The following is a 19,560-nucleotide window of genomic DNA, read 5'->3' as shown; positions in this document are numbered from 1 at the left end:
TCAGTGGCCCCCTTCCGAGGCGGCGTCGTGACCCAATACGGCCTCGATGTACGCGTGCGGATCACTCAAGTTATCGGCTGCTTGGTAGGAGAGGTTGAATAACGGCCCGGCCAAGAAGGTGATCGCGACTCCCACGGCGACCAATCCGATGGTCGAGCCGATCATCGGCCGTGGCAACAGGGTGACGTCGCGGCCCTTGTAACGCCTCGATTCGATGTCAATTTCTCCCGAGGTCCGGACACCGTAATGACCATCGGCGTCCTTTGCCAAGAGGATCGGATCGGGGAATTCGGCATCCTCTGGCTTACGCCAGAACACACGGTTCCAAATACGGGCCAAGGTCAGCAGAGTCAGGAGTGACACGAAGACGCCGATGCCGGCCAGGGCGTATCCCTGCCAGGTTCCGGCTCGCACGCTCGCGTCGATGAGGCCAACTTTCCCGATGAATCCGGAGAACGGCGGTATACCGCCCAAGTTCATGGCCGGGATGAAGTACAGGATGCCCAAGATGGGCGCAATCTTCGCGAGCCCTGCGAGACGATCCGTATTCGCGGAACCACCGCGTCGCTCGATCAGGCCCACGACCATAAACAGGCTCGTCTGGATCACGATGTGGTGGGCAACGTAAAAGACCACGGCCACCAAGCCCTCCGGCGTCGACAACGAGATGCCCCAGATCATGTAGCCGATGTGACTGATCAGAATGAACGAGAGGGTTCTCTTGATATCGCTTTGAGTCAACGCTCCCAGGATGCCCACCACTAAGGTTGCAGCCGCGACGAAGGCGAGGAGGTTGTCCACCATTCCACCGGGGAACAGGAGGGTCTCCGTCCTGATGATCGCGTACACGCCGACCTTGGTCAGCAAGCCCGCGAACACGGCCGTGACCGGCGCGGGCGCGGTCGGATACGAGTCCGGGAGCCAGAGGGACAACGGGAAAACGGCGGCCTTAATCCCGAAGGCCACCAGTAGCATCAGGTGCAATTGCATCTGGGTGCCCACGGGTAGGTCCGGCACTTTGGCGGCGATATCCGCCATGTTCACGGTGCCCAGGGCCGCATAGATCATGCCGATGGAAATCAGGAACAGCATCGAGGAAATGACCGAGACCACGGTATAGGTCACGCCGGCCCGGATGCGCGGAGCCGTCCCGGACATGGTGAGAAGTACGTAACTGGCAGTCAGCAGAATCTCGAACCCGACGTACAGGTTGAAAAGGTCCCCCGCCAAGAAGGCATTGGACACTCCGGCCAACAGCACCAAGAAGGTCGGGTAGAACACCGAGATCGGCGCGTCGCCGTCACCATCCGCGAGACCCTGACCGGTCGCATAGATGAGCACCGCGAAAGAGACGAGCGTGGAGACGACCAGCATCAAGGACGACAACTGATCCACGACCATGACGATGCCGAAAGGCGCCGCCCAGCCGCCCAGCGTCACGGATTGCGGGCCCGTTCCCCAGGTCGAAATCAAGAGCACGATTTCGAGGGCCAGGATCAGCGACATCGCGAGAAGTGACACCAACCGCTGGGCGTTCGGGAACTTGTACAGCGTGAAGTTCAGGCCTGCGGCGAGCAGGGGCAGAATCACGGCCACGGGGGCTAACTCAACGATGTTCATGGACGCCACTCCCCCTGATCGCGATTTCCCTGACCCAAGTGCGAGTGGTGTTCCTTGGCGAGACCAGGCGCCTCGTCGTCGGCAACAGTCCGCGCATTCTCACGCTGAGACCGCTCTTTCTGCTTCCGCTGGCGATAGGCTTCCTCTCGTTGTTCCTCGGAACCTTCGAATTCGGAGGGCTCGATGGGGGCGGCGTCGTCGTCCTCCGGATCGTAGTCCGGCTGGGCGGCAACGCGGCGGTCCTCGGCGTCGTCCATGATGTCGTCTCGACGGGACAAGACCCAGCTGCGGTAAATCATGCCCAGCATCAGCGCCGTCACCGAAAAGGAAATCACGATGGCCGTCAGGACCAAGGCCTGTGGCAGCGGGTCGAAGTATTCGTCGGCGCTCCTCGTCGGGTCGAAGAACGCCGGGATTCCTGAGGAGCCTGCGGTGTGCAAAATCAGGATATTGGTCGCATTGGTGATCAGCATCAGGCCCAAAAGAACCTTGGTGAGCGACTTCTCGAGCACCAGATACACGCCCACGGCGTAGAGAACCCCCATGACCAGGAGCATTGAGGCATCGATCATGAGTGGTCGTCCTCTCGGGTGCGTTCGGCGTGACCTGTATCGGCCGCGGCGGTTGGTCGCTCGCCGTCCAAGTGTTCTTCTTCGCTGGTCGCGGTGACCGGCCCCGAAGGAATCGCTACGGTCTGAGGACCACCCGAACGGCGCACCTTGATCCGGCGACGCTTGCGTCCGGTCTGACGCGACCGTTCGCGCTCCTGGCGGCGCTCTTCCTCTAGGACAGAATCGATCTTTCCGCCCAAGCTGCGCAGCACGTCAAGCACCAAGCCGACGACGATCAAATACACACCAATATCGAAGATGGTGGCCGTCACGAAGTGGATCTCACCGAAAACCGGCCAGTGCACCTCGAAAGCGTAGGAGGCGAAGACCGAGCCTCCCCACGCCAGAGGAAGAAGCGCGTAAACCGCCGAGAGGATCATGCCGGAGCCCAAGAGCACACCCGCATTGACCGGAGTGGCTTCCTCGAGCTCGTAGCGGCCACCCGCCAGGTACCTCAGCCCCAGGGCGAGTCCCGCCAAGAGGCCACCGGCGAACCCGCCACCGGGAAGATTGTGACCGGCCAAAAGCAAGTAGACCGACACCAGGACGACCGTGTGGAACAGCAACCGCGTGATGACCTCAAGCATCAACGAACGGTTTTCCGGTGCAAGGGTGCGCCCAGCCACGAGGAAGGGATCCCGCTTGACGTTCATGAAGTGTCCGACGACGCGCGTTCCGGTGCTCAGCCCAGTGCGGCCCGCATATCTCTTACTGACTGCCCGGATGCGTCCCGTGTCCAAGGCCGGACCGTTCCGCCCGGCGTCTTGCCGTCCAGCAATGAATATCAGGCTAGCGACACCCGTCGCGGCCAGAGCCAAGACCGAGATTTCGCCGTAGGTGTCCCAGGCACGCATGTCGACGAGGGTCACGTTCACGACGTTCTTTCCGTGACCGATCTCGTATGCCAACCGCGGCATATCCAATGAAATGGGGCTAGCGGTACGCGACGAGATCGAGAATGCGGCCAGAGCCATCATGAAGAGTCCGAAGCCCACGGCGATCACGACCCGGGCGGGCCGCCGGGTGGTCTTGCGCTTGCCGATTCCCGAGGGAAGCATGCGCAAGGCCAAGACGAATGCGATCAAGGAGATGGTCTCGACCAGCATCTGTGTGAGCGCCAAGTCCGGGGCACCCCGGAGCGCGAAGATCAAGGCCAACCCGTAACCCGTGACCGAAACCATCAGGATCGCCAGGAATCGCTTATTCGCTCGAACCGCGATCAGAGCGGCCCCCACCATGACGGCGGCAATGGCCCATTGAGCGGGGGAATCCGTCCAGTTAATGGATCGCAACGGCGGGGTCTCGACGATAAACAGGCCGATCGTCGGAACGATCACGGCCGTCGCAAGAATCACCGCGAGGTAAAAGCTCAGGGAACCACGCTGAGTGAAGCCGGTGATGCGAACCGCGGCCCAGTCAATGAAACCAATAATTCCGCGGTACACGGAATCGGCCGTCGGCAGCGAAGGCACCGCGGATTGCGCCTTGAGGACGGGCACTCGAGCCAGGTAGAGAACCACACCCGTCGCGATAATCATCGCGGAAATTCCCAGAGGCGGAGTCAGACCGTGCCACAAGGCGAGGTGCTGGTGTATCTCGCCGCCCTGCTGAGCGACCGTCCCGACCATCTGATGGATCGGCTCCGGGAAGAGGCCCAGCGCGAGGGTCAGTACCGTGATCACGCTCGGGGCCAACGCAAAGGTCAAGGGAATCGCGTGAAAGTCGGTCGAGTGAACGGAGCCGCCCTGAATCAGATCGGGGTGCGCGTCACGAGGCTTTTTGGTCGCGAAGGCGCCCCAGACGAATCGTGCACTGTAGGCAAAGGTCAAGACCGATCCCACAGCGATGCACAGAAGGACGAGCCCTGATTGTCCCGGGCCGAGGGCACCCATGCCGTGGGCCCAGCCTTCGACGCCCAGTTCAAGGATCGACTCCTTGGTGACGAACCCAGCGAGGGGCGGAATTCCCGCCATCGACGCCGCCGACAGCACGGCCAAGACGAAGAGGACCGGTGCCTTCCGCCAAATTCCGGAAAGTCGAGTGATCTCACGGGTACCCGCCTGATGGTCGATGATGCCCGTACACAGGAACAAGACCGACTTGAACAGGGAATGCGCAATCATCATGGCCAGCCCCGCATAGATGGCGTCGGGGCTTCCGATCCCCACGACCGTCAGGATGAATCCGAGCTGGCTCACGGTTCCGTACGCGAGGATGAGCTTGAGGTCATACTGCTTCAGGGCTACGTATCCGCCGAAGAGCATCGTGAAGAGCCCCACGATGACGACGATGCCCGTCCACGGTGCAACGCCCGAGAATTCCGGGGCGAATCGGGCCACAAGGTAGATGCCCGCCTTGACCATCGCGGCGGCGTGGAGGAACGCCGAGACCGGGGTGGGAGCGGCCATCGCCCCGGGGAGCCAAAAGTGCAAGGGGAAAAGTGCCGACTTCGACATCGCCCCCACCAACAACAACACCAGTGCGGCACCCATGACGACGCCACCGCCTGGCGACGCAATGGTTTCTGGGGCCCGAGCGATCACGTCCGAGAGCAGATAAGAACGGCTCGCCACGGCCAACATGATGATGCCGATGAACATCGCCAAACCGCCGGCCGTCGTCACGATCAACGCTTGCAGGGCGGCCCGCCGGGCGAAGAAACGCACGTGGGCGTATCCGATCAACAGATACGACAGAATGCTCGTGAGCTCCCAAAAGACAAACATGACCATCATGTCGTCCGCGGTCACGAGGCCGAACATGACTCCGGCGAAGAGCAGTAGTTGAGAGGCAAAGGAGCCAGAATACTGGTTCGTGTGCTTAAAGTACGCGGCGCAATAGAAGATGATGGGTGCGCCGATCCCCAAAATCATGGCGGAGAGGATCCATGCGAGGGCATCCAGACGGAACGACAACGAAATGCCGAGCTGGGGTATCCACGGATAGCTCTCGGTTATGACCTGACCGCCGAAGACGGCCGGAGCCGTGGTGCAGAGCCAAATGAAGCTCACGGCGGGAACGAGGGCGAAAACGTAGAAGCATGTGCGACCCCACCGTCGGAAACACATCGGCGCCACGAGAGCGGCCACGACGTGGGCCAGAATCACGATGCCCAAATGGTGCCCCCTCTACCTCATCACGGTTCTCGTCCTGGCCAAGCTTATCAGCGGCGATTTTTCCAGGTGGGCGGCCAAGCTCTGAGCTAACTCCTGTGGCAAGAAGGTGTCATGTCTCTGGAGGAATGTATCGACAATTTCCTTACTGGCTACCTCCTACCGCTATGGCGTGGCATAGGCCACTTGTATCCTGTGGATTATGCAATCTGCCGCTTCCCACAAGAAGCCGGTGATTCCGTGGGCCCTGTGGGATGCCGGATCGTCGAGCTTCAACGCCGTGATGACCACCTTCGTCTTTACGGTCTACTTGACCAGCGATGCCTTCGGGTCCAAGGAGCACACCACCCAGGTGCTCTCGGCCGGGCTCACGATTGCGGGCGTCGTCGTGGCCCTGACGGCTCCCGTGACCGGCCAGAGAGCGGATCGCAATGGATCACGACGGCGAGCGCTCGCCTGGACGACCACCGCTGTGGCGCTGTGCGTGGCCCTCTGCTTCTTTGCCCGCCCAGAACCGTCCTATCTCTATCTGGGCGTTGGCCTGATTGCCCTAGCCAACGTCATGAGTGAAATCGCCACCGTTCACTACAACTCCCTCCTCCCCTCGATCTCGACGCCGGAAACCGTTGGCCGCGTTTCTGGGCTCGGATGGTCCTTCGGGTATTTCGGAGGAATCGTGGCCTTGGGGATCGTCCTCGTGGGGTTTGTCTCGCCGGGTCTGCTGGGCATCCCGGAAGATGATTCCCTCAATCTGCGGGCCATCGCCGTCTTTTCGGCCGTCTGGCTCATGCTGTTCTCGTTGCCATTGCTGCTCCGGTTCCCGGGAGCCACCGCGCCATCGAGCGACTACGGCTTGGCCACCGGCCAGCAAAGTCCCGGCCCCCGCGATTCGATCCTCGACTCCTACAAGCGTCTTGGTCGGACCATACGTCGGTTATACCGAGAGGAACCGCTCGCGCTTCGGTTCCTGATTACCTCCGCGATCTTTCGTGATGGATTGGCGGGAATCTTCACCTACGGTGGAGTCCTGGCAGCGGGAACGTTTGGTTTTAGCTCGAGCCAGGTGATCGTCTTCGCGATCGCCGGCAACGTGGTCGCCGGTCTCGGAGCCGTGTTGGGTGGGCGGCTCGACGACGCGTGGGGACCACGCCGCGTCATCCTGGTTTCCCTCGCCGCACTCTTAATCGCGGCCACGCCCTTGTTGTTCCTTCAAGAACAGTGGTTATTTTGGGTGTGCGGACTCGCTCTGTGCGCCTTCGTCGGACCGGCTCAGTCCGCGGCACGGAGCTACCTTTCGAGGATTACGACGCCCGGTGACGAGGGCGAATATTTCGGTTTGTACTCCACGACGGGCCGCGCCCTCAGTTTCTTGGCTCCGGCCCTGTTCACGGTGTTCGTCAGCGTGTTCGGCGCTCAAATCTGGGGTGTGCTGGGCATCATGATCATTCTGGCGATCGGTCTTGGTTTGGCTGTGCGGCTTCCAGCTCGGCCCGAACGTCCCGCACAAAATCCATAACCTCACGACCGAGGACCGGCCCTCCAGCGAGCAGACCGTCCGCCCCTAAGAGGACGGCCGCGGGCGTGCCCGCCAGGTCCATGACGTCGGTGACCACGTGACCGACGTCGTACAGAGTCGAGTCCCACAAGCTACGATCGGCTACCGTCTCGAGGGCCTGGCGGCTAGACGGGGTCATGAGGTGAACGCCGACCGCCGGTGCCAGTTCCTGCCGCCATTGCGCCGCCTGGCACATGACCTCGGAACACGATCCGCAACCTGCCGACACCCAGAGCACGAGCCGCGCCTGAGTCGACGCCATCCTGCGGAGCGACACCAGTTCCCCGTGAGCGTCTTGTACCACGACGCCGGGAATCGGCAATCGAACATAGTCCAATTCATCCGATGGCTCGCCGGCATCGTTCTGATGCGGGCCGTCTGCTCGCCTCGGTTCTTCGAGGCGCCCACGGCCCTGATCCAACGCCTCGGACGAGTACCCAGCCCCGTTGTCTTTCATGATGGTGAAGACCGTCGTGCCGACCGCCACCAGGCCGAGCGCCCAGAGCGCGTCCGAAGCCGAAGCGGAACGGACCAACTCGGGGACGCTCGTCTCGCAGGACACCACCATCCACCACACGGCTAAAAGCAGGAATACCGTGTTGCGCCAGAGAGTCCGACGCGTCACCCGTCCACTCGACGTCGAGCCGAAACAGTGGCAACTGACCGATTCGCCAAATCCCAGGGCGCGGTAGATCAGCACCCAATATGCGGCAAAGAGAAGGAGTGCAAGAGCAGCTATCACCGTCGCGAGCACTCCGGGGGACCCAACGATCAGAAGGCCGAGCACGATCTCCGCCCAAGGGAATACCGAGGCCATCAGTCGCCCTCGCGACATCAGAGGTACCCGAAGATTCTCCAAAGCGGCCCGGACCGAACCCGGTTCGCGGCATTTCGCCACCCCAGAGAACACCAGAATCACGGCAAGAATGACCGCGGGCGCCAAGTGCGCGGTCATGACGACAGGTCCCGCGATCCTGCCGCCGCCTCATCGGCAGGTGATGGCAGAGCCGAGGGTTCCTCCGCTGAGGCCGGCGAACTGGAGACGATCAACGCACCGTCTTCAAGAACCGCGTCCAAGGCCAGCTCGAAGGCACCTTCCGGAGGCGGACCATAGATCTGCTCCAATCTGGACCGGAGCTCGCCGACCGTCGCACCGCCCTCAGTCAAGAGCCACAGGTCCGCCCCCAGCGGGGTGTACAAAACCGTCCGATCGGCGTGCATGATCAGGAGGCCTTCGTTCGTCAGCAATCCACTCGCTTGGGGGCTCCGACTGATGCGGCAATAATCGGCCAGGGCTTGAGTAGATGCGGGGCGTACGTCCTGCGCCAGGACGTGAGTCTCAGCGTCTCGGGAGCCCTGCGAGGCAAAATACTCCCATGTCTCGTCGTGAGGTTCAGGGATCGTGTTCGACACGGAAGCCAAGAGGTCCGGCAGCTCGCTGGAATCCCGATATCGCACCTTGCTGATTCCGCCCACTCGGTCCACGAGCCGGGCTAACTCCCGCAATGCTTGAGGCGTTTGTGCGAGGCCGGACGATTGTTCGGCCAGACATTGCAGGCCTTGCAGCAAGGTCACCGGGAAGAGTCCGACCGGCTCATCGCCCTCCCCCTCCAACCGGTCCAAAATGATGAGCCGTGACAGTGTCGGCACCGGAGAGTCTGCGTCGGTGGGCGTTCGCAGCCCGAGGGAGGAGGCGGCGAGTTGGGCCTTGGGCGATCCTTGATGTTCTATGACGGACAAAGGCTTGGGATACGGCTTGACCACCAGGGTTTCGGGGTCGATGGCGCAGGTCTCGTCGCTCAAGTAGGTCCAGCCAGAGCTCGCGAGAGCGCGTGACGCCGTCGTCTTTCCACGTCCAGAAGGCCCGATGAGGGCCAGGGTTTCTCCGGTCTCCGGTCGCATCAATGCGGCGGCGTGGAAAAGATGTAATTTCACAATGAATTTCTTGATGAGTTCGATCGTCACCAACGATGTGAAGTCCTGAGCGGCGAAGGGCCACTCCGATTCAGGGCCGACACGCAAGACGGCGCCGTCTTCTGGTTCCTCCTGGATCGAAGCATCCTGAGGAACCACATAAATTCGTACGTCGGCCGAGGACTCGGCGGAATCAGTACTGGCTGCAGGGCTGGGAATGCAGTCTGCCCAAGAATCTTCTAATGCGGCAAGAAACCGCGGCGAGATCCCCTCTCGAGCGACAATGTCGACGACCGCCCCCATAGCCCTCATGGAAAACACGAGGGTCTCGGTCATAGCGTGATCTAACTTTCCGAAATATCCGTGACGTGAAAATTCTGATAGCTCCGCGACGCCGTAGGCCCGCGTTGCCCCTGATATCGGTTGTGATAAAAGCCCGAACCGTAGGAGTGGTCCGCCGGCGAGGTCAGCCGGAAGAAGCAGAGCTGGCCAACCTTGGAGCCGGGCCACAACATGATCGGCAAGGTCGCCATATTCGACAATTCCAGAGTCACGTGCCCGGAGAATCCCGGATCGATGAAGCCCGCGGTGGAATGGGTCAGCAACCCGAGACGCCCGAGCGACGACTTCCCTTCCAAACGAGCCGCAACGTCGTCGGGAAGCGTGACCTGTTCGTAGGTCGATCCCAAGACGAATTCCCCAGGATGAAGGATGAAGGGCTCCCCCGGAGCAGTTTCGATGAGTCGAGTCAGCTCGGGTTGGTCCTGGGACGGGTCGATATGCGGGTACTTATGGTTATCGAACAGCCGGAAGAACCGATCCAAGCGAACGTCAACGCTCGCGGGTTGCACCATGTCCGGATCGAAAGGATCCAGGCGGATGCGACCGCGGTCAATGTCTTGGCGAATATCGTGATCTGAAATCAGCACGATTACAGAATAGGCCATGTTCCCGAGGTGCAGCCGCCCGGTTCGCCCCAACTCCGGCGATGCGATAGAATAACCGTCGTGTCTTTTTGACGCCGCGCGGCTGTAGCTCAATGGTAGAGCGCACGCTTCCCAAGCCTGATACGCGGGTTCGATTCCCGTCAGCCGCTCCACAAATAACGACGGGCCATGCGAGGAACTTCTCGCATGGCCCGTCGTTTCTTTTCCCGTGGTCTCCACGTCTACACCGGGGGTTCACCCGAGAAGACTGACCCTCTCCCCGAGTTCCCGCGCGGGATTTTCCGGCTTGTTGAGGATGGATACCAAAAACGTTGACCCGTCTTCGAACGGTTGAAGATCCCACGTTGCCAAAGTCAGGCTTCGACCGAGGCCAGCCGCCTCGGCGTCGGCGAAAAATTCCTCAAAGTCGTACCCACGGCCAGCGCCAAACCCAATCGCGGCACGCCCACCTGGAGCCAGAGCTTCCGCGAAACCGGCCAAAACCGCTCGTCGCGAGGACGGCGCCAAGAATGTCATCACGTTTCCGGCACAGACGACGGCATCGAACGACCCCCGGTATCCCTCGGGGAGCGCGGAATCGAGGTCCGACAGATCCCCGACATGCCAGTTGCCGGCGGGATGGTCCAACTGTGCCTGATGAACCAGGTCGGCGTCGATGTCCACGCCGACGACGTGGTGCCCCAACCGCGCCAGTTCTCCACCAACCCTGCCCGGGCCGGCGCCCGCGTCCAAGATGGAGGCGCCGCGAGGAACCATCGCATCAATCAACCGCGCCTCACCATTCAGGTCCGCCCCTTGCGCACGCATGGTTTCAAATCGTTCGATGTACCACTGCGAATGTCCAGGGTTTCGCTGTTTTTGTAATTCCCACAAAGAAGGCTCACGCATGGTCATATTCTATTCCCCGAGCTGCGCGATACCTTCCCGAGCACCGAAGACCTCGGGCCACACACCGAGCACCACGATGAGGGCAAGAAACGCTAGCCCGAGCAAGACGACCGCCGTCGAACGGAACGTCGGATGAAGTTCCGACCAGCTGACCAGACCCTTCTGGCGTTCGGCCAATTCCGTCACATTGATCGTGGAATATCGCGTAGTCTCCGGGGTGACCAACGTGGACAGTTCCCGCAAGGTCTTTGCGTCCCACACGCGTCCGTCGAATCGAAGCACCCGTTTGCCAGACTCGTCGGTGAACCACAACCCCGGCATTCCTCGGTAGCGCAATTTGGCCAGCGGTCCGTCTCCTGCCGTCAACGCCGCTTTGGGCTGAAGTCTCTCGACGAAAACCGTGTGATGGATCTTATCCCGACGTACCGCTTTCCACCCGATGAGACGGCCGCGAAGCACGTGAGTATCGGTGAGCACCGCAACCGCCGGCTTCAACAGGGAGTAGACCATCAGGGCTGCAATGACCTCCGCCGCAAGAACCACCACCACAAAGGCGGCGGCCGGACGTTTGAAATACAGAATGGCCAAGAGCGCCAGTGCTAACGCGATCGTCGGAAGGACCGCCATGATGCGGCGACCGTACGAATTGATGCGCGGGTAAAAGCCCCGCTGCTGATGGCCGAACTTGGCGGGAACGTCACGGAGGTTTTCTGCCATGGCCTCAACCCTATGCGATGACGATGGAACGGGCAGCGGACGGATATCCTGGATGACATGTCTCCTCAGTCTCCGGTAACCCGCGCACTCGCTACCTTTTGCGCCGGAGTTCTGGTGGCCGCCGCCCTGGGAGTCGCCATCATGGCCTTGATTTCCATCTACGCGTTCGGTCCGACGTCGCCGGTCCGTGACTACATCCAGGCCATCCGCAACGGTGACGGCGGTCGAGCGATGACTCTCTTGGATGCCAAGGTCCCCGAGTCCAACGCCGCAATGCTCGACGGGCACGCCCTCTCGGAGTCCACCAAGACGCTGGGACACCTCCGGTACAACGTCAAGCAGAGTTCCGAGGATCGGGCCGTCGTCACGGTGACCTACCGGCTCAACGACAAGGACTCGTCCACCGATTTCCCGGTTCACCGCACGGGAATTCACGCGGGAGTTCTCGAGGACTGGGCGATCGACTCGCAGACTCTTCCGACGATCAACGTCAAAACCCCCGGGGTCGAGACCGCAACTCTCAACCGTCAAAAGGTCGGGGTGCCCCAGGGGGAGGAACGATTCGCCGTCTTCTTCCCGGGGGTCTACACCGCCCAGTACAGCTCATCTCTCTTGGACGCCCGGGAATCCACGACCACGATCTGGAGCCCTCATCCCCAGAAGGCCGCCGACCAAAACCCGTCGCTTTCCTTGGATCTTGCCCCGAGTCCGGCTGCCCAAGAGTCCATCAGGCGTCAGGTGGACGATGCGCTCGAACATTGCGCTTCGCAAGACACGCTCTACCCTCAGGGATGCCCCTTCGAGTACGACTTTGACGGGCGCGTGCAGGGCGACGTTTCCTGGTCCATCGTGGAAAAGCCGGACTCCTCAGCCACGATCGACCCGCAAGGCCATTGGAAGCTCACCAATCCTCAGGGGAAAGCCCGCATCGAATTCCAGGCCCTCGACCTGTACACCGGCAAGGTCAGCACCGTCAGCAAAACGATTCCGTTCCAGATCAATGCCGACCTTGTCGTCAACGGCGATCGGATCGAGGTCCAGCGCAAGTGATCAGTTGACGCCCCGGAGGTCAAGCACCATCGAGCGTTCGTCCGTCTCCTCACCCGTGACTTTCACCGGAATCCCCCAGTCCTGCTGGTAGAGATGGCATGCGGCATGATCGGGAATTTCGCCGCCTGGCTCGCCATCGCAGGCCGCGGCCCTGGCGGTGACGTGGAGTACGGCGTCGGTCACCTCCGGGTTCAGCTTCAGGGTCCGGGTCAGCCCCTGCGCTGCACCTTCCCCGTCCAGGATGAAATCCGGCGGGGTCGACGAGACCTTGAGCTGAGTCGGGTCTCCCCATCGATCGTCGAGCTTCTGCCCGGTGGGGGCCGAGAATCGGGACACGATCTCCAAGGTGCCCCCGGCCAGCAGAGACGGCGGACGCTGGGTCTGGGAGGCTCCTTCGTCCACACGCTGCGCCTCACGCGGAATTGGCAGCCGCACCACCTGATGAGCATTGGTCTCGACGACCAGCAACAACGGCTCGGCCTCGGGCCCGCGGTCTTCAACCAGGACATCGGAGGGCTCGGCCAGGTCCCGCGCCAGGGTGGTGAGTTCTCCCGACGCCGGATCCCAACGGCGCACCGCACCGTTATACGTATCAGCAAGAGCTACGGACCCGTCGGGTAGTACCGCAACGCCGAGGCAGTGCTGCAATCGAGCGTCCTCCGAACCGCCGTCTCGGAAGCCGAAGTCGAAGAGCCCCTGGCCGACTGCCGTTTCTACGGAGACCGCATCCCCCTGTAAGGTCACGCGTCGCAGAGCGGAGGTTTCCGAATCGGCAACCCACAAGGTTCCGTCGGATGCTTGTGCGAGGCCCGACGACTGGGCGAACCAGGCTTCGTTGGCCACGCCGTCCTGGAGCCCCTCGGCCCCCGTTCCTGCGAAAACCTGGACCGCGCCAGAGGCGGGGTCGAAACTAAAGAGCTGGTGGGTGCCCGCCATCGCCACCACGAAGGCCTCGGCCGTTTCCGACCACACCAGGTCCCACGGCGACGAGAGGGAGACGGTACGGGGGTCGGCGTCGGGATCGATGACATTGGGGGCACCCGTCCTCGCGCCCTCGGCGTCGAGGAGCCGCTGCACGCCATTTCCGGCGAGCGTGCTGACCGCGCCATCCGCCAGGCGAATTCCACGCAGGCGGTGATTGACCGTGTCCGCGACGACGACGTCGTAATCGAGGCGTTGACGAAGGTGATCTGGGAGCACCGCTAAGCCTTGTGGTTCATTGAATCGAGCGGATTCGGCGGCGCCATCCACGTAGCCCTTAGACGTGCCGCCCCAGACCCGCAGGACTCGTTCGAGTCCGGAGTCCAATTCGACGATTCGGTGGCGGCCGGTATCCGTGACCAGGTATGTTGGGCCCTCCGCCCCATCCGCACGGAGAGTCTCCGGTACGGCGATGATCTTGCCGGGGAACGATAAGGTTCCCTCAGCCTTGGGACGAGGAACGTACGGACCGGAACCCCGATGCAAGGTTCCTTTGGCCTCGTGCTCTTCGGCCAATTCACGCACCAATGAGACGAGCCCCTGAACGTGCCCCTCACCCGACAGATGGGCGACGATGTAGCCCTCGGGATCGACGACGACGAGCGTCGGCCAAGCACGGGCGGTGTAGTCCTGCCACGTCTTCAGCTCGGGATCGTCCAGCACGGGATGAGCGATGTCGTATCGGTCGACGGCCGCGGCCAATGCGTCGGGGTCGGCCTCGTGCTCGAACTTCGGTGAATGCACACCGACCGTCACGAGAATGTCGGAGAATTCCTCCTCGAGGGGACGCAACTCGTCCAAAACGTGGAGGCAGTTGATGCAGCAGAACGACCAAAAATCCAGAATGACGATCTTTCCGCGCAGGTCAGACCAGGACAGGCTCTGACCACCGGTATTGAGCCAGGCCCGGCCTGTGAGCTCAGAGGCACGTACACGGGGAGCGCGGTCAACCATCGAATCCTCTTTCCTTAAAAATCCTCACGGGGAATACCATTCCACCGGTGTGCTTGCGTTAGAGTAACAAGCCTTCTCCCCCGGTTGTTCCGTGTTGCGCTCCGACGTCACCCGCTGGTGGATAACTGTCATATTTCGTCGTGTTCAACGCACCGTGGGGATGATCAATCCTTCGCCCGGGGCTCCGGTTCGCCGCCCTCGTTAAGGCGCGCAAACATATCGTTATACGCTTCCAACTCGGCGTCGCCGTCCCGATCCGCCTGGCGGTCGATCCGTTTGGCCAAACGGCCATCTGCGATGGACCACTGGATGCCGACCACGACGGCGATGAGCATCGTCGGAATCTCTCCCATGCCCCACATAATCGAACCGCCGAGCTTTTGATCCGCGATCGCGGACAGACCCCACGGACGGCCAACGTTGCCGAACCACGACGCTTGCAGAAGGGCATTGGAGCTCATCAAAGCGATACCCACAAAGGCGTGGTATCCGAGAGTCGCGATGAGGAGAATGAGCCGAATCGCGAATTGCGGCCGCCTCGGAATCGGGTCGATGCCAATCAAGACAAGCAAGAAGATGTACCCCGTCATGAGGAAGTGCACCATCATGAACTCGTGGCCCACATGGTATTTCAGGGCAATCCCAAAGATCGGGGTGAAGTAAAACAACACGATGGACCCGGCGAAGTTCACCGCGGCAAAAATCGGGTTGGTGACCACCTTGGCCCACGTCGAGTGGGTAAATCGAAGAATCCACTCACGTGCCCCTCGCGTGCCGTCCGCCCGAGGCTGGAGCGCCCGCAACAGTAGCGTCACGGGTGCCCCCAGGACCAGGAAGATCGGGATGATCATGGTCAACAGCATGTGTTCGACCATGTGGGCCGAGAACAGGACCCGGGAATAGACGGTGAGGGACCCCGACGTCGCGAACGTCAGGAGGGCCAGTCCGATCGCCCAGGAGCACAACCGCAAGGGGTTCCAGGAGACACCCCGCGAGCGCACCTTGGTGAAAGCCCACACGTAAGCGACGAGTGCGAAGATCGCAATGGCCACCCACATCCAGTCCCAGCGCCACGTGGTGAACCACGAAGCCGTCGTCGGTTCCGGAGGCATCTCGTACCACGTGATGATGCGGGCCGGCGAAGCATCCGGTTTCAATTGTTCCGGAACTGGCGGAGCCGAGCGGGACAACGTCACGGCGATGCCCGAGGCCGCCCCCATGATGATCAATTCGGCGAGAATGACCTGCCAGATTCCGCGGAAGGCCTTGATCGCGCCCGATTCGACGCGAGGTATGAGGTACAGGCGATGCGCGGCGCCGGCGATCCCGAGCAGGAGGGTCAGTGCCGCTTTGGCGACAATCATGGATCCGTAAGGGGTGCCCAAGTCGGCCCAGCCGTAGATCCTGATCTCCGAATTAATGATGCCGGAGAGGAACACCATGATGAATCCGGCCAACGCCAACTGCGAGTACCGGTGCAAGACGACCACCGCCATGGGCGCGCGACGTTCCGAGGTCGGTCGGCTCCCACGGGTTCGCTCAGGCATGGTTCCCGTGCCCGCGTCTTTCCCGGTGAGTTGACGAGACAAATAGGTGAGCACGATGAGTCCGCCGAACCAGATGCTGACGCCGAGCAAATGCAGTCCTAGCGAATTCACGGCGCCCATATGATCATCGCCGCCCGAGGAGTGACCGCTCAGGGCGAGGGCCGTCACGGCGACCATCGTGACGCCCAAGGTGATCAGCAATCCGAGCAGTTGGCGTACGGCAAAGATCAGGGTGGTCACGACGGCGGCAACCACGACGATGGTCGCTTGTTCCTGTCCCCCGGAAATCGACTGCATGTAGGTGATGAGCTGCGAGGTGAAGGCCTTGTCGGTGCCCACCTTGGTTCCGGAGACGTCCGCATAAGCGAGAATCAACACCGCGACGGCAGAGATGGTCCAGGTCAGCGCGGCGATGGCGCCAAAATTCAAGGTCGCGGTGAATGGAGGATATTCGGCTTTGCCCGTGTCCTCTGCCTCGAGGAGCTCCTGGGCTTCATCCGCAGAAGCGGAAGCCATATCTTCGACGCTGATGACGTCCGCGTCCACGGTCTGGGCGCGCCGCTGTCGGCGTTTGCGCTGGCCGGCGGCGTCGGCAGCGTACCGGGGAATCAAGAAGACGGCGAACACCAGCGCCCCGATGGTCGCAGACATCGACAGGTTGTGAATCGCGGTGGCCACCGGAAGCGCCCACCGCACGAATGCACCGGGATCATTGAGATCGGTGGCATTAGAGATCCCCGTCGCGACGAGGGAAATGATGAGAAAGACCAGCGTCGCCGCCGGGGCCACGAGCAGCCAGGGCCGGTAGAGTCCCCGAGCCAAACCCTGCGGGGCCTCGCGCATCAGCGTTCCGGCCTTGCTGGGGGTGTTCGCCTTGGTACGCGTCATCAGTTCCTCGGATCGGCGGTCAACGGTGGTGGTGTCCTCCCGCCCGGGCCACGGGTGCGGCCAGGGAGGGAGGACGGCCTGGATCATTCCTTGAACAGGAAATCTCCGACGAACCCATCGTCCTCGCATCCCGGAGGAATTGCGAAAACGGCGGACCCAATCGGAACGGTCCAGGTATTGAGCATGTCCAGTTCGGCCAGTCGCTGCTGGATAGGCACGAACTGTTTGATGGGATCGGCTTGATACGAGGCGAAGATGAGGCCCGTTTGGCTGACTCCACCGGTGCTCGATCCGGCCTTCGCTAGGCCAGATGCATGAGAAACCGGCAAATCATAATTGTACGGTCGTCTCAATATTTTCTCGTGCGGAGCCTGAGCGGTGGCCCGCCGAATGTGGGCGTAATCCGCGATCACCGGAAACCCGATGGGGGTTGTGGCTGAAAGATCGGCAGGATCGGTTTCTTTCTGACCCGTCAACGGTGCCCCATTCGACAGTTTCCTCCCGATGGCGTCCTCACGCCCCGGAACATCGACTTCGTCCCAGGTGTCAACATTCATGTGAATCCGGCGAAGGACGAGTGAGGTGCCGCCGTCGACCCACGGCTTGAGCCCGTCCATATTCCCGTACACGACGTCGTCCATGCTGGAGTCCTCGGTGGTCGGGTTGATGGTTCCATCCACCTGCCCGAACAGATTCCGCATCGTGGTTCCCTTTTTCAGAGATCCCGCCGAATTGCGAAAGCCATCCTGCACCCAATGGACGGTCCCGAAGCTGCGGGTTTCTTTCAACAACATGCGCTGAGCATGGGCCAACGTGACCTTGTCATCGCAACACAGTTGCAGGAGAAGATCGGCGGCTCCCCACTCGTCGGAGAGTTTGTCGATCTTTTCGAAGGCCGGCAACGGCTTGAGCCACGACGGCTTGGCACCCGGATTGACGACGTCGAAGATCCGTTCCCCGAAACCAAGCGTGATCGTCAGGTTGGCACTGATCGCGGCCAGCTCCGGTTCTTGGTCGTTGATCGGGGCACGTCCCGACATCAATTCCCGTGCGTCTTCGCTGAGGATTCGAAGCAGACGCTTGATATCCGATGCGCCCACGGAGGGTCGAAGGCGCAACCCGATGAAGTTCCCAAAAGCCGGGGCCGGCGTCGCAACACCGGCCTGTCGTTTTCCACCGAAGGTCACTCGGGACGAGGCCAGGGGCGCGTCGCCGGACGCGACGGCCTGAGGGTTACCCTCATGACCGTCGCTCCCGGCGTTGTTTCCGGAGGTGCCGCCGCGATGGGCGAGCTCAATGCCCACCCCGGCAACGGCACCCGCGGACGCGGTGGCGCCCCCGATCAGCAGATTTCTTCGACTAAACAGCGAACGCCGTCGAGCCGTCTCATTCTGATCGTTGGACATGTGACCTGCCCCTACGACGAGCAGCTCGGCAGTTCGCTCTCCCCCGAGCTCATGGAGGACATGTCGTCTCCGGATCCGTGGTCCATGTTGTGCGACGAACCGTGATCCATGCTGTGCTCGGACGAGTCGGATCCCTGAGAGGGGTCGTAGTTTTCCTTTGCCCCCGTGTAGTCACGAATCGGTGCGTCCATGACCACGGACTGACCGTCCTTCACGTTGAGCGTGACCTTAAGGCTGTCTCCGGCGAGCAGGGAACACTTGAGCTTCATCAACATGATGTGGTCACCGCCCGGCTTGAGCTCTTTCGTCTCCCCTGGCTTGAGCGTGAAACCGTCCTTCTTCTCCTGCATCGACGACCCACCCGTTTTCGGGTCGATCACGGTCTCGTGGAGCTGAACCTCGTCCGATGCGTTCGTGGTCGCCGAGGAGATGACGATGTCGTGGTCGGTCGTGTTGGTCAACTTGCCGAACACGGCCGTCATACCGGTCTTTGCAGCTTTGGCCCACGGCTGCTCGATCTTCAGCCCCGTGTCCGAGGAGGAGGCCGAAGCCGAGCTTGAGCTCGACGAGTTCTGAGAGGCTTCCTGCGCCCCACCACATGCCGTGAGGGTCAGGGTTGCGGCCGCCAAAACGACGACGGGCGCCAAGAGGTGTCGTGAATTCTTCATGATGGGTTACTTCCGTCCGTTCTGTTCGTCGTTTTTCCGTGCTCGGTTCCGCGCCAGAAGAAGCGCGACAATGGCCACAATGCCGAGGGCGATGATGGCGCCAATGACACCGCTCACCCACAGCGGGACTCCCGAGTTGGAAGCTTCGGAATCCGAGGAACCGGAAGAAGCGTTCGGGCTGGCCTCATTGGAGGCACCGGCGCTGGACGACGACGCATCGCCGGATCCGCCCTTGCCCACCGTGAAGTTGAAGGCCCCCTCGATGGGGTGGCCATCCTGCGAAACGACGCGCCACGCAACCTTGTAGGTTTCATCCGTGGCGTCGGACTTGATCTTCTGAGTGACCTCACGGCCATTGACCGTGGGGTCGCCCGTGCTCACGGTTTTTCCGTGCGAATCGGTCACGATGACCTTGTTACCGTTTTGGACTTGGGTAATTTCACCGGAATAGGTGAGCGTCACGTGATCCGGTGCGGTTTCGACCGTTGCATCCTGCTGCGGGTCGGTGCCGACCAATTGGTCGTGGGCTTGGGCGGCCGTTCCACCCATGAACAGGACGGCGCATGCCATAAACACGGTCGCTATGACGGCGGCAATACTGCGCGGCTTCTTATGGTGTGTTCTCAGTTTCGTCTGAGTCGATATAGCCATGACTGGCTCTCTCTTTCATCGCTGGATTCTCCGGTCCGCGGGCAGGTGTC

Annotated in this window: 15 protein-coding genes and 1 tRNA gene; 3 read left to right on the top strand and 13 right to left on the bottom strand. The window is 61.6% G+C overall.

The features are described from left to right. Genes B9Y51_RS06095 through B9Y51_RS06085 form a run of 3 tightly spaced genes read right to left on the bottom strand, consistent with a single transcriptional unit; the run spans window position 1 to window position 5,338 of the window. Window positions 1-1,620 carry a Na+/H+ antiporter subunit D gene (locus tag B9Y51_RS06095; protein ID WP_048683789.1) on the bottom strand — a complete coding sequence of 540 codons (1,620 nt, stop codon included), beginning with the start codon at window positions 1,618-1,620 and terminating at the stop codon, window positions 1-3. After that, complete coding sequence (locus B9Y51_RS06090) at window positions 1,617-2,192, bottom strand: Na(+)/H(+) antiporter subunit C (RefSeq protein WP_065424337.1); 576 nt, start codon at window positions 2,190-2,192, stop codon at window positions 1,617-1,619. Before B9Y51_RS06090 ends, B9Y51_RS06095 begins: the two co-directional genes overlap by 4 nt. Beyond that, the gene (locus B9Y51_RS06085) at window positions 2,189-5,338 is read right to left on the bottom strand and encodes a Na+/H+ antiporter subunit A (RefSeq protein WP_238650932.1); all 3,150 of its coding nucleotides are present in this window, start codon (window positions 5,336-5,338) and stop codon (window positions 2,189-2,191) included. Before B9Y51_RS06085 ends, B9Y51_RS06090 begins: the two co-directional genes overlap by 4 nt. Before the next feature lie 208 nt (window positions 5,339-5,546). Here B9Y51_RS06085 and B9Y51_RS06080 point away from each other — a divergent pair, with 208 nt between their 5' ends. Then, the gene (locus B9Y51_RS06080) at window positions 5,547-6,860 is read left to right on the top strand and encodes an MFS transporter (RefSeq protein WP_085529153.1); all 1,314 of its coding nucleotides are present in this window, start codon (window positions 5,547-5,549) and stop codon (window positions 6,858-6,860) included. On the opposite strand, the gene B9Y51_RS06075 is transcribed toward B9Y51_RS06080, so the two are convergent. Genes B9Y51_RS06075 through dcd form a run of 3 tightly spaced genes read right to left on the bottom strand, consistent with a single transcriptional unit; the run spans window position 6,787 to window position 9,742 of the window. Continuing rightward, a complete protein-coding gene (locus B9Y51_RS06075) occupies window positions 6,787-7,854 on the bottom strand; it encodes a MauE/DoxX family redox-associated membrane protein (RefSeq protein WP_085529152.1) in 1,068 nt (355 codons plus the stop codon). The two genes, B9Y51_RS06080 and B9Y51_RS06075, sit on opposite strands and share 74 nt — an antisense overlap. After that, window positions 7,851-9,149 carry a hypothetical protein gene (locus B9Y51_RS06070; protein ID WP_085529151.1) on the bottom strand — a complete coding sequence of 433 codons (1,299 nt, stop codon included), beginning with the start codon at window positions 9,147-9,149 and terminating at the stop codon, window positions 7,851-7,853. The genes B9Y51_RS06075 and B9Y51_RS06070 overlap by 4 nt, the downstream gene beginning before the upstream one ends. An 8-nt stretch (window positions 9,150-9,157) precedes the next feature. Next, the gene (gene dcd / locus B9Y51_RS06065) at window positions 9,158-9,742 is read right to left on the bottom strand and encodes a dCTP deaminase (protein WP_048684094.1); all 585 of its coding nucleotides are present in this window, start codon (window positions 9,740-9,742) and stop codon (window positions 9,158-9,160) included. A gap of 96 nt (window positions 9,743-9,838) precedes the next feature. Between dcd and B9Y51_RS06060 the strand changes: the two genes are divergently transcribed. Continuing rightward, a tRNA-Gly gene (locus B9Y51_RS06060) sits at window positions 9,839-9,912 on the top strand. An 82-nt stretch (window positions 9,913-9,994) separates the two neighbouring features. Here the strand turns inward: B9Y51_RS06060 and B9Y51_RS06055 are convergent. Both B9Y51_RS06055 and B9Y51_RS06050 read right to left on the bottom strand, forming a co-directional pair. Continuing rightward, window positions 9,995-10,648 (bottom strand): class I SAM-dependent methyltransferase, encoded by a 654-nt coding sequence (locus B9Y51_RS06055; protein ID WP_085529695.1) that lies wholly within the window; start codon window positions 10,646-10,648, stop codon window positions 9,995-9,997. Between the two features lie 9 nt (window positions 10,649-10,657). Continuing rightward, a complete protein-coding gene (locus B9Y51_RS06050) occupies window positions 10,658-11,365 on the bottom strand; it encodes a hypothetical protein (RefSeq protein ID WP_048683797.1) in 708 nt (235 codons plus the stop codon). A gap of 57 nt (window positions 11,366-11,422) precedes the next feature. Between B9Y51_RS06050 and B9Y51_RS06045 the strand changes: the two genes are divergently transcribed. Then, window positions 11,423-12,415 carry a hypothetical protein gene (locus tag B9Y51_RS06045; RefSeq protein ID WP_143468013.1) on the top strand — a complete coding sequence of 331 codons (993 nt, stop codon included), beginning with the start codon at window positions 11,423-11,425 and terminating at the stop codon, window positions 12,413-12,415. Here B9Y51_RS06045 and B9Y51_RS06040 read toward each other — a convergent pair whose 3' ends face one another. The 5 genes from B9Y51_RS06040 to B9Y51_RS06020 all read right to left on the bottom strand — a co-directional run bounded on the left by B9Y51_RS06040 (window position 12,416) and on the right by B9Y51_RS06020 (window position 19,510). Beyond that, window positions 12,416-14,350 (bottom strand): NHL domain-containing thioredoxin family protein, encoded by a 1,935-nt coding sequence (locus B9Y51_RS06040; protein WP_085529149.1) that lies wholly within the window; start codon window positions 14,348-14,350, stop codon window positions 12,416-12,418. It lies immediately after the preceding gene. A 164-nt stretch (window positions 14,351-14,514) separates the two neighbouring features. Then, window positions 14,515-16,785 (bottom strand): bifunctional copper resistance protein CopD/cytochrome c oxidase assembly protein, encoded by a 2,271-nt coding sequence (locus B9Y51_RS06035; RefSeq protein ID WP_245826083.1) that lies wholly within the window; start codon window positions 16,783-16,785, stop codon window positions 14,515-14,517. A gap of 83 nt (window positions 16,786-16,868) precedes the next feature. Then, complete coding sequence (locus tag B9Y51_RS06030; protein WP_143468012.1) at window positions 16,869-18,191, bottom strand: Dyp-type peroxidase; 1,323 nt, start codon at window positions 18,189-18,191, stop codon at window positions 16,869-16,871. Window positions 18,192-18,202: 11 nt separating this feature from the next. Next, a complete protein-coding gene (locus B9Y51_RS06025; RefSeq protein WP_085529147.1) occupies window positions 18,203-18,859 on the bottom strand; it encodes a copper chaperone PCu(A)C in 657 nt (218 codons plus the stop codon). Between the two features lie 6 nt (window positions 18,860-18,865). Next, window positions 18,866-19,510 (bottom strand): copper resistance CopC family protein, encoded by a 645-nt coding sequence (locus tag B9Y51_RS06020; protein WP_048683809.1) that lies wholly within the window; start codon window positions 19,508-19,510, stop codon window positions 18,866-18,868. Between the last annotated feature and the right edge of the window lie 50 nt (window positions 19,511-19,560).

The organism is Kocuria massiliensis, assembly GCF_900169715.1.
GTDB classification, from domain to species: Bacteria; Actinomycetota; Actinomycetes; order Actinomycetales; family Micrococcaceae; genus Rothia; species Rothia massiliensis.
Note: the sequence above shows the minus strand (reverse complement) of the source record. Positions and strands in the feature narration are given on the sequence as shown.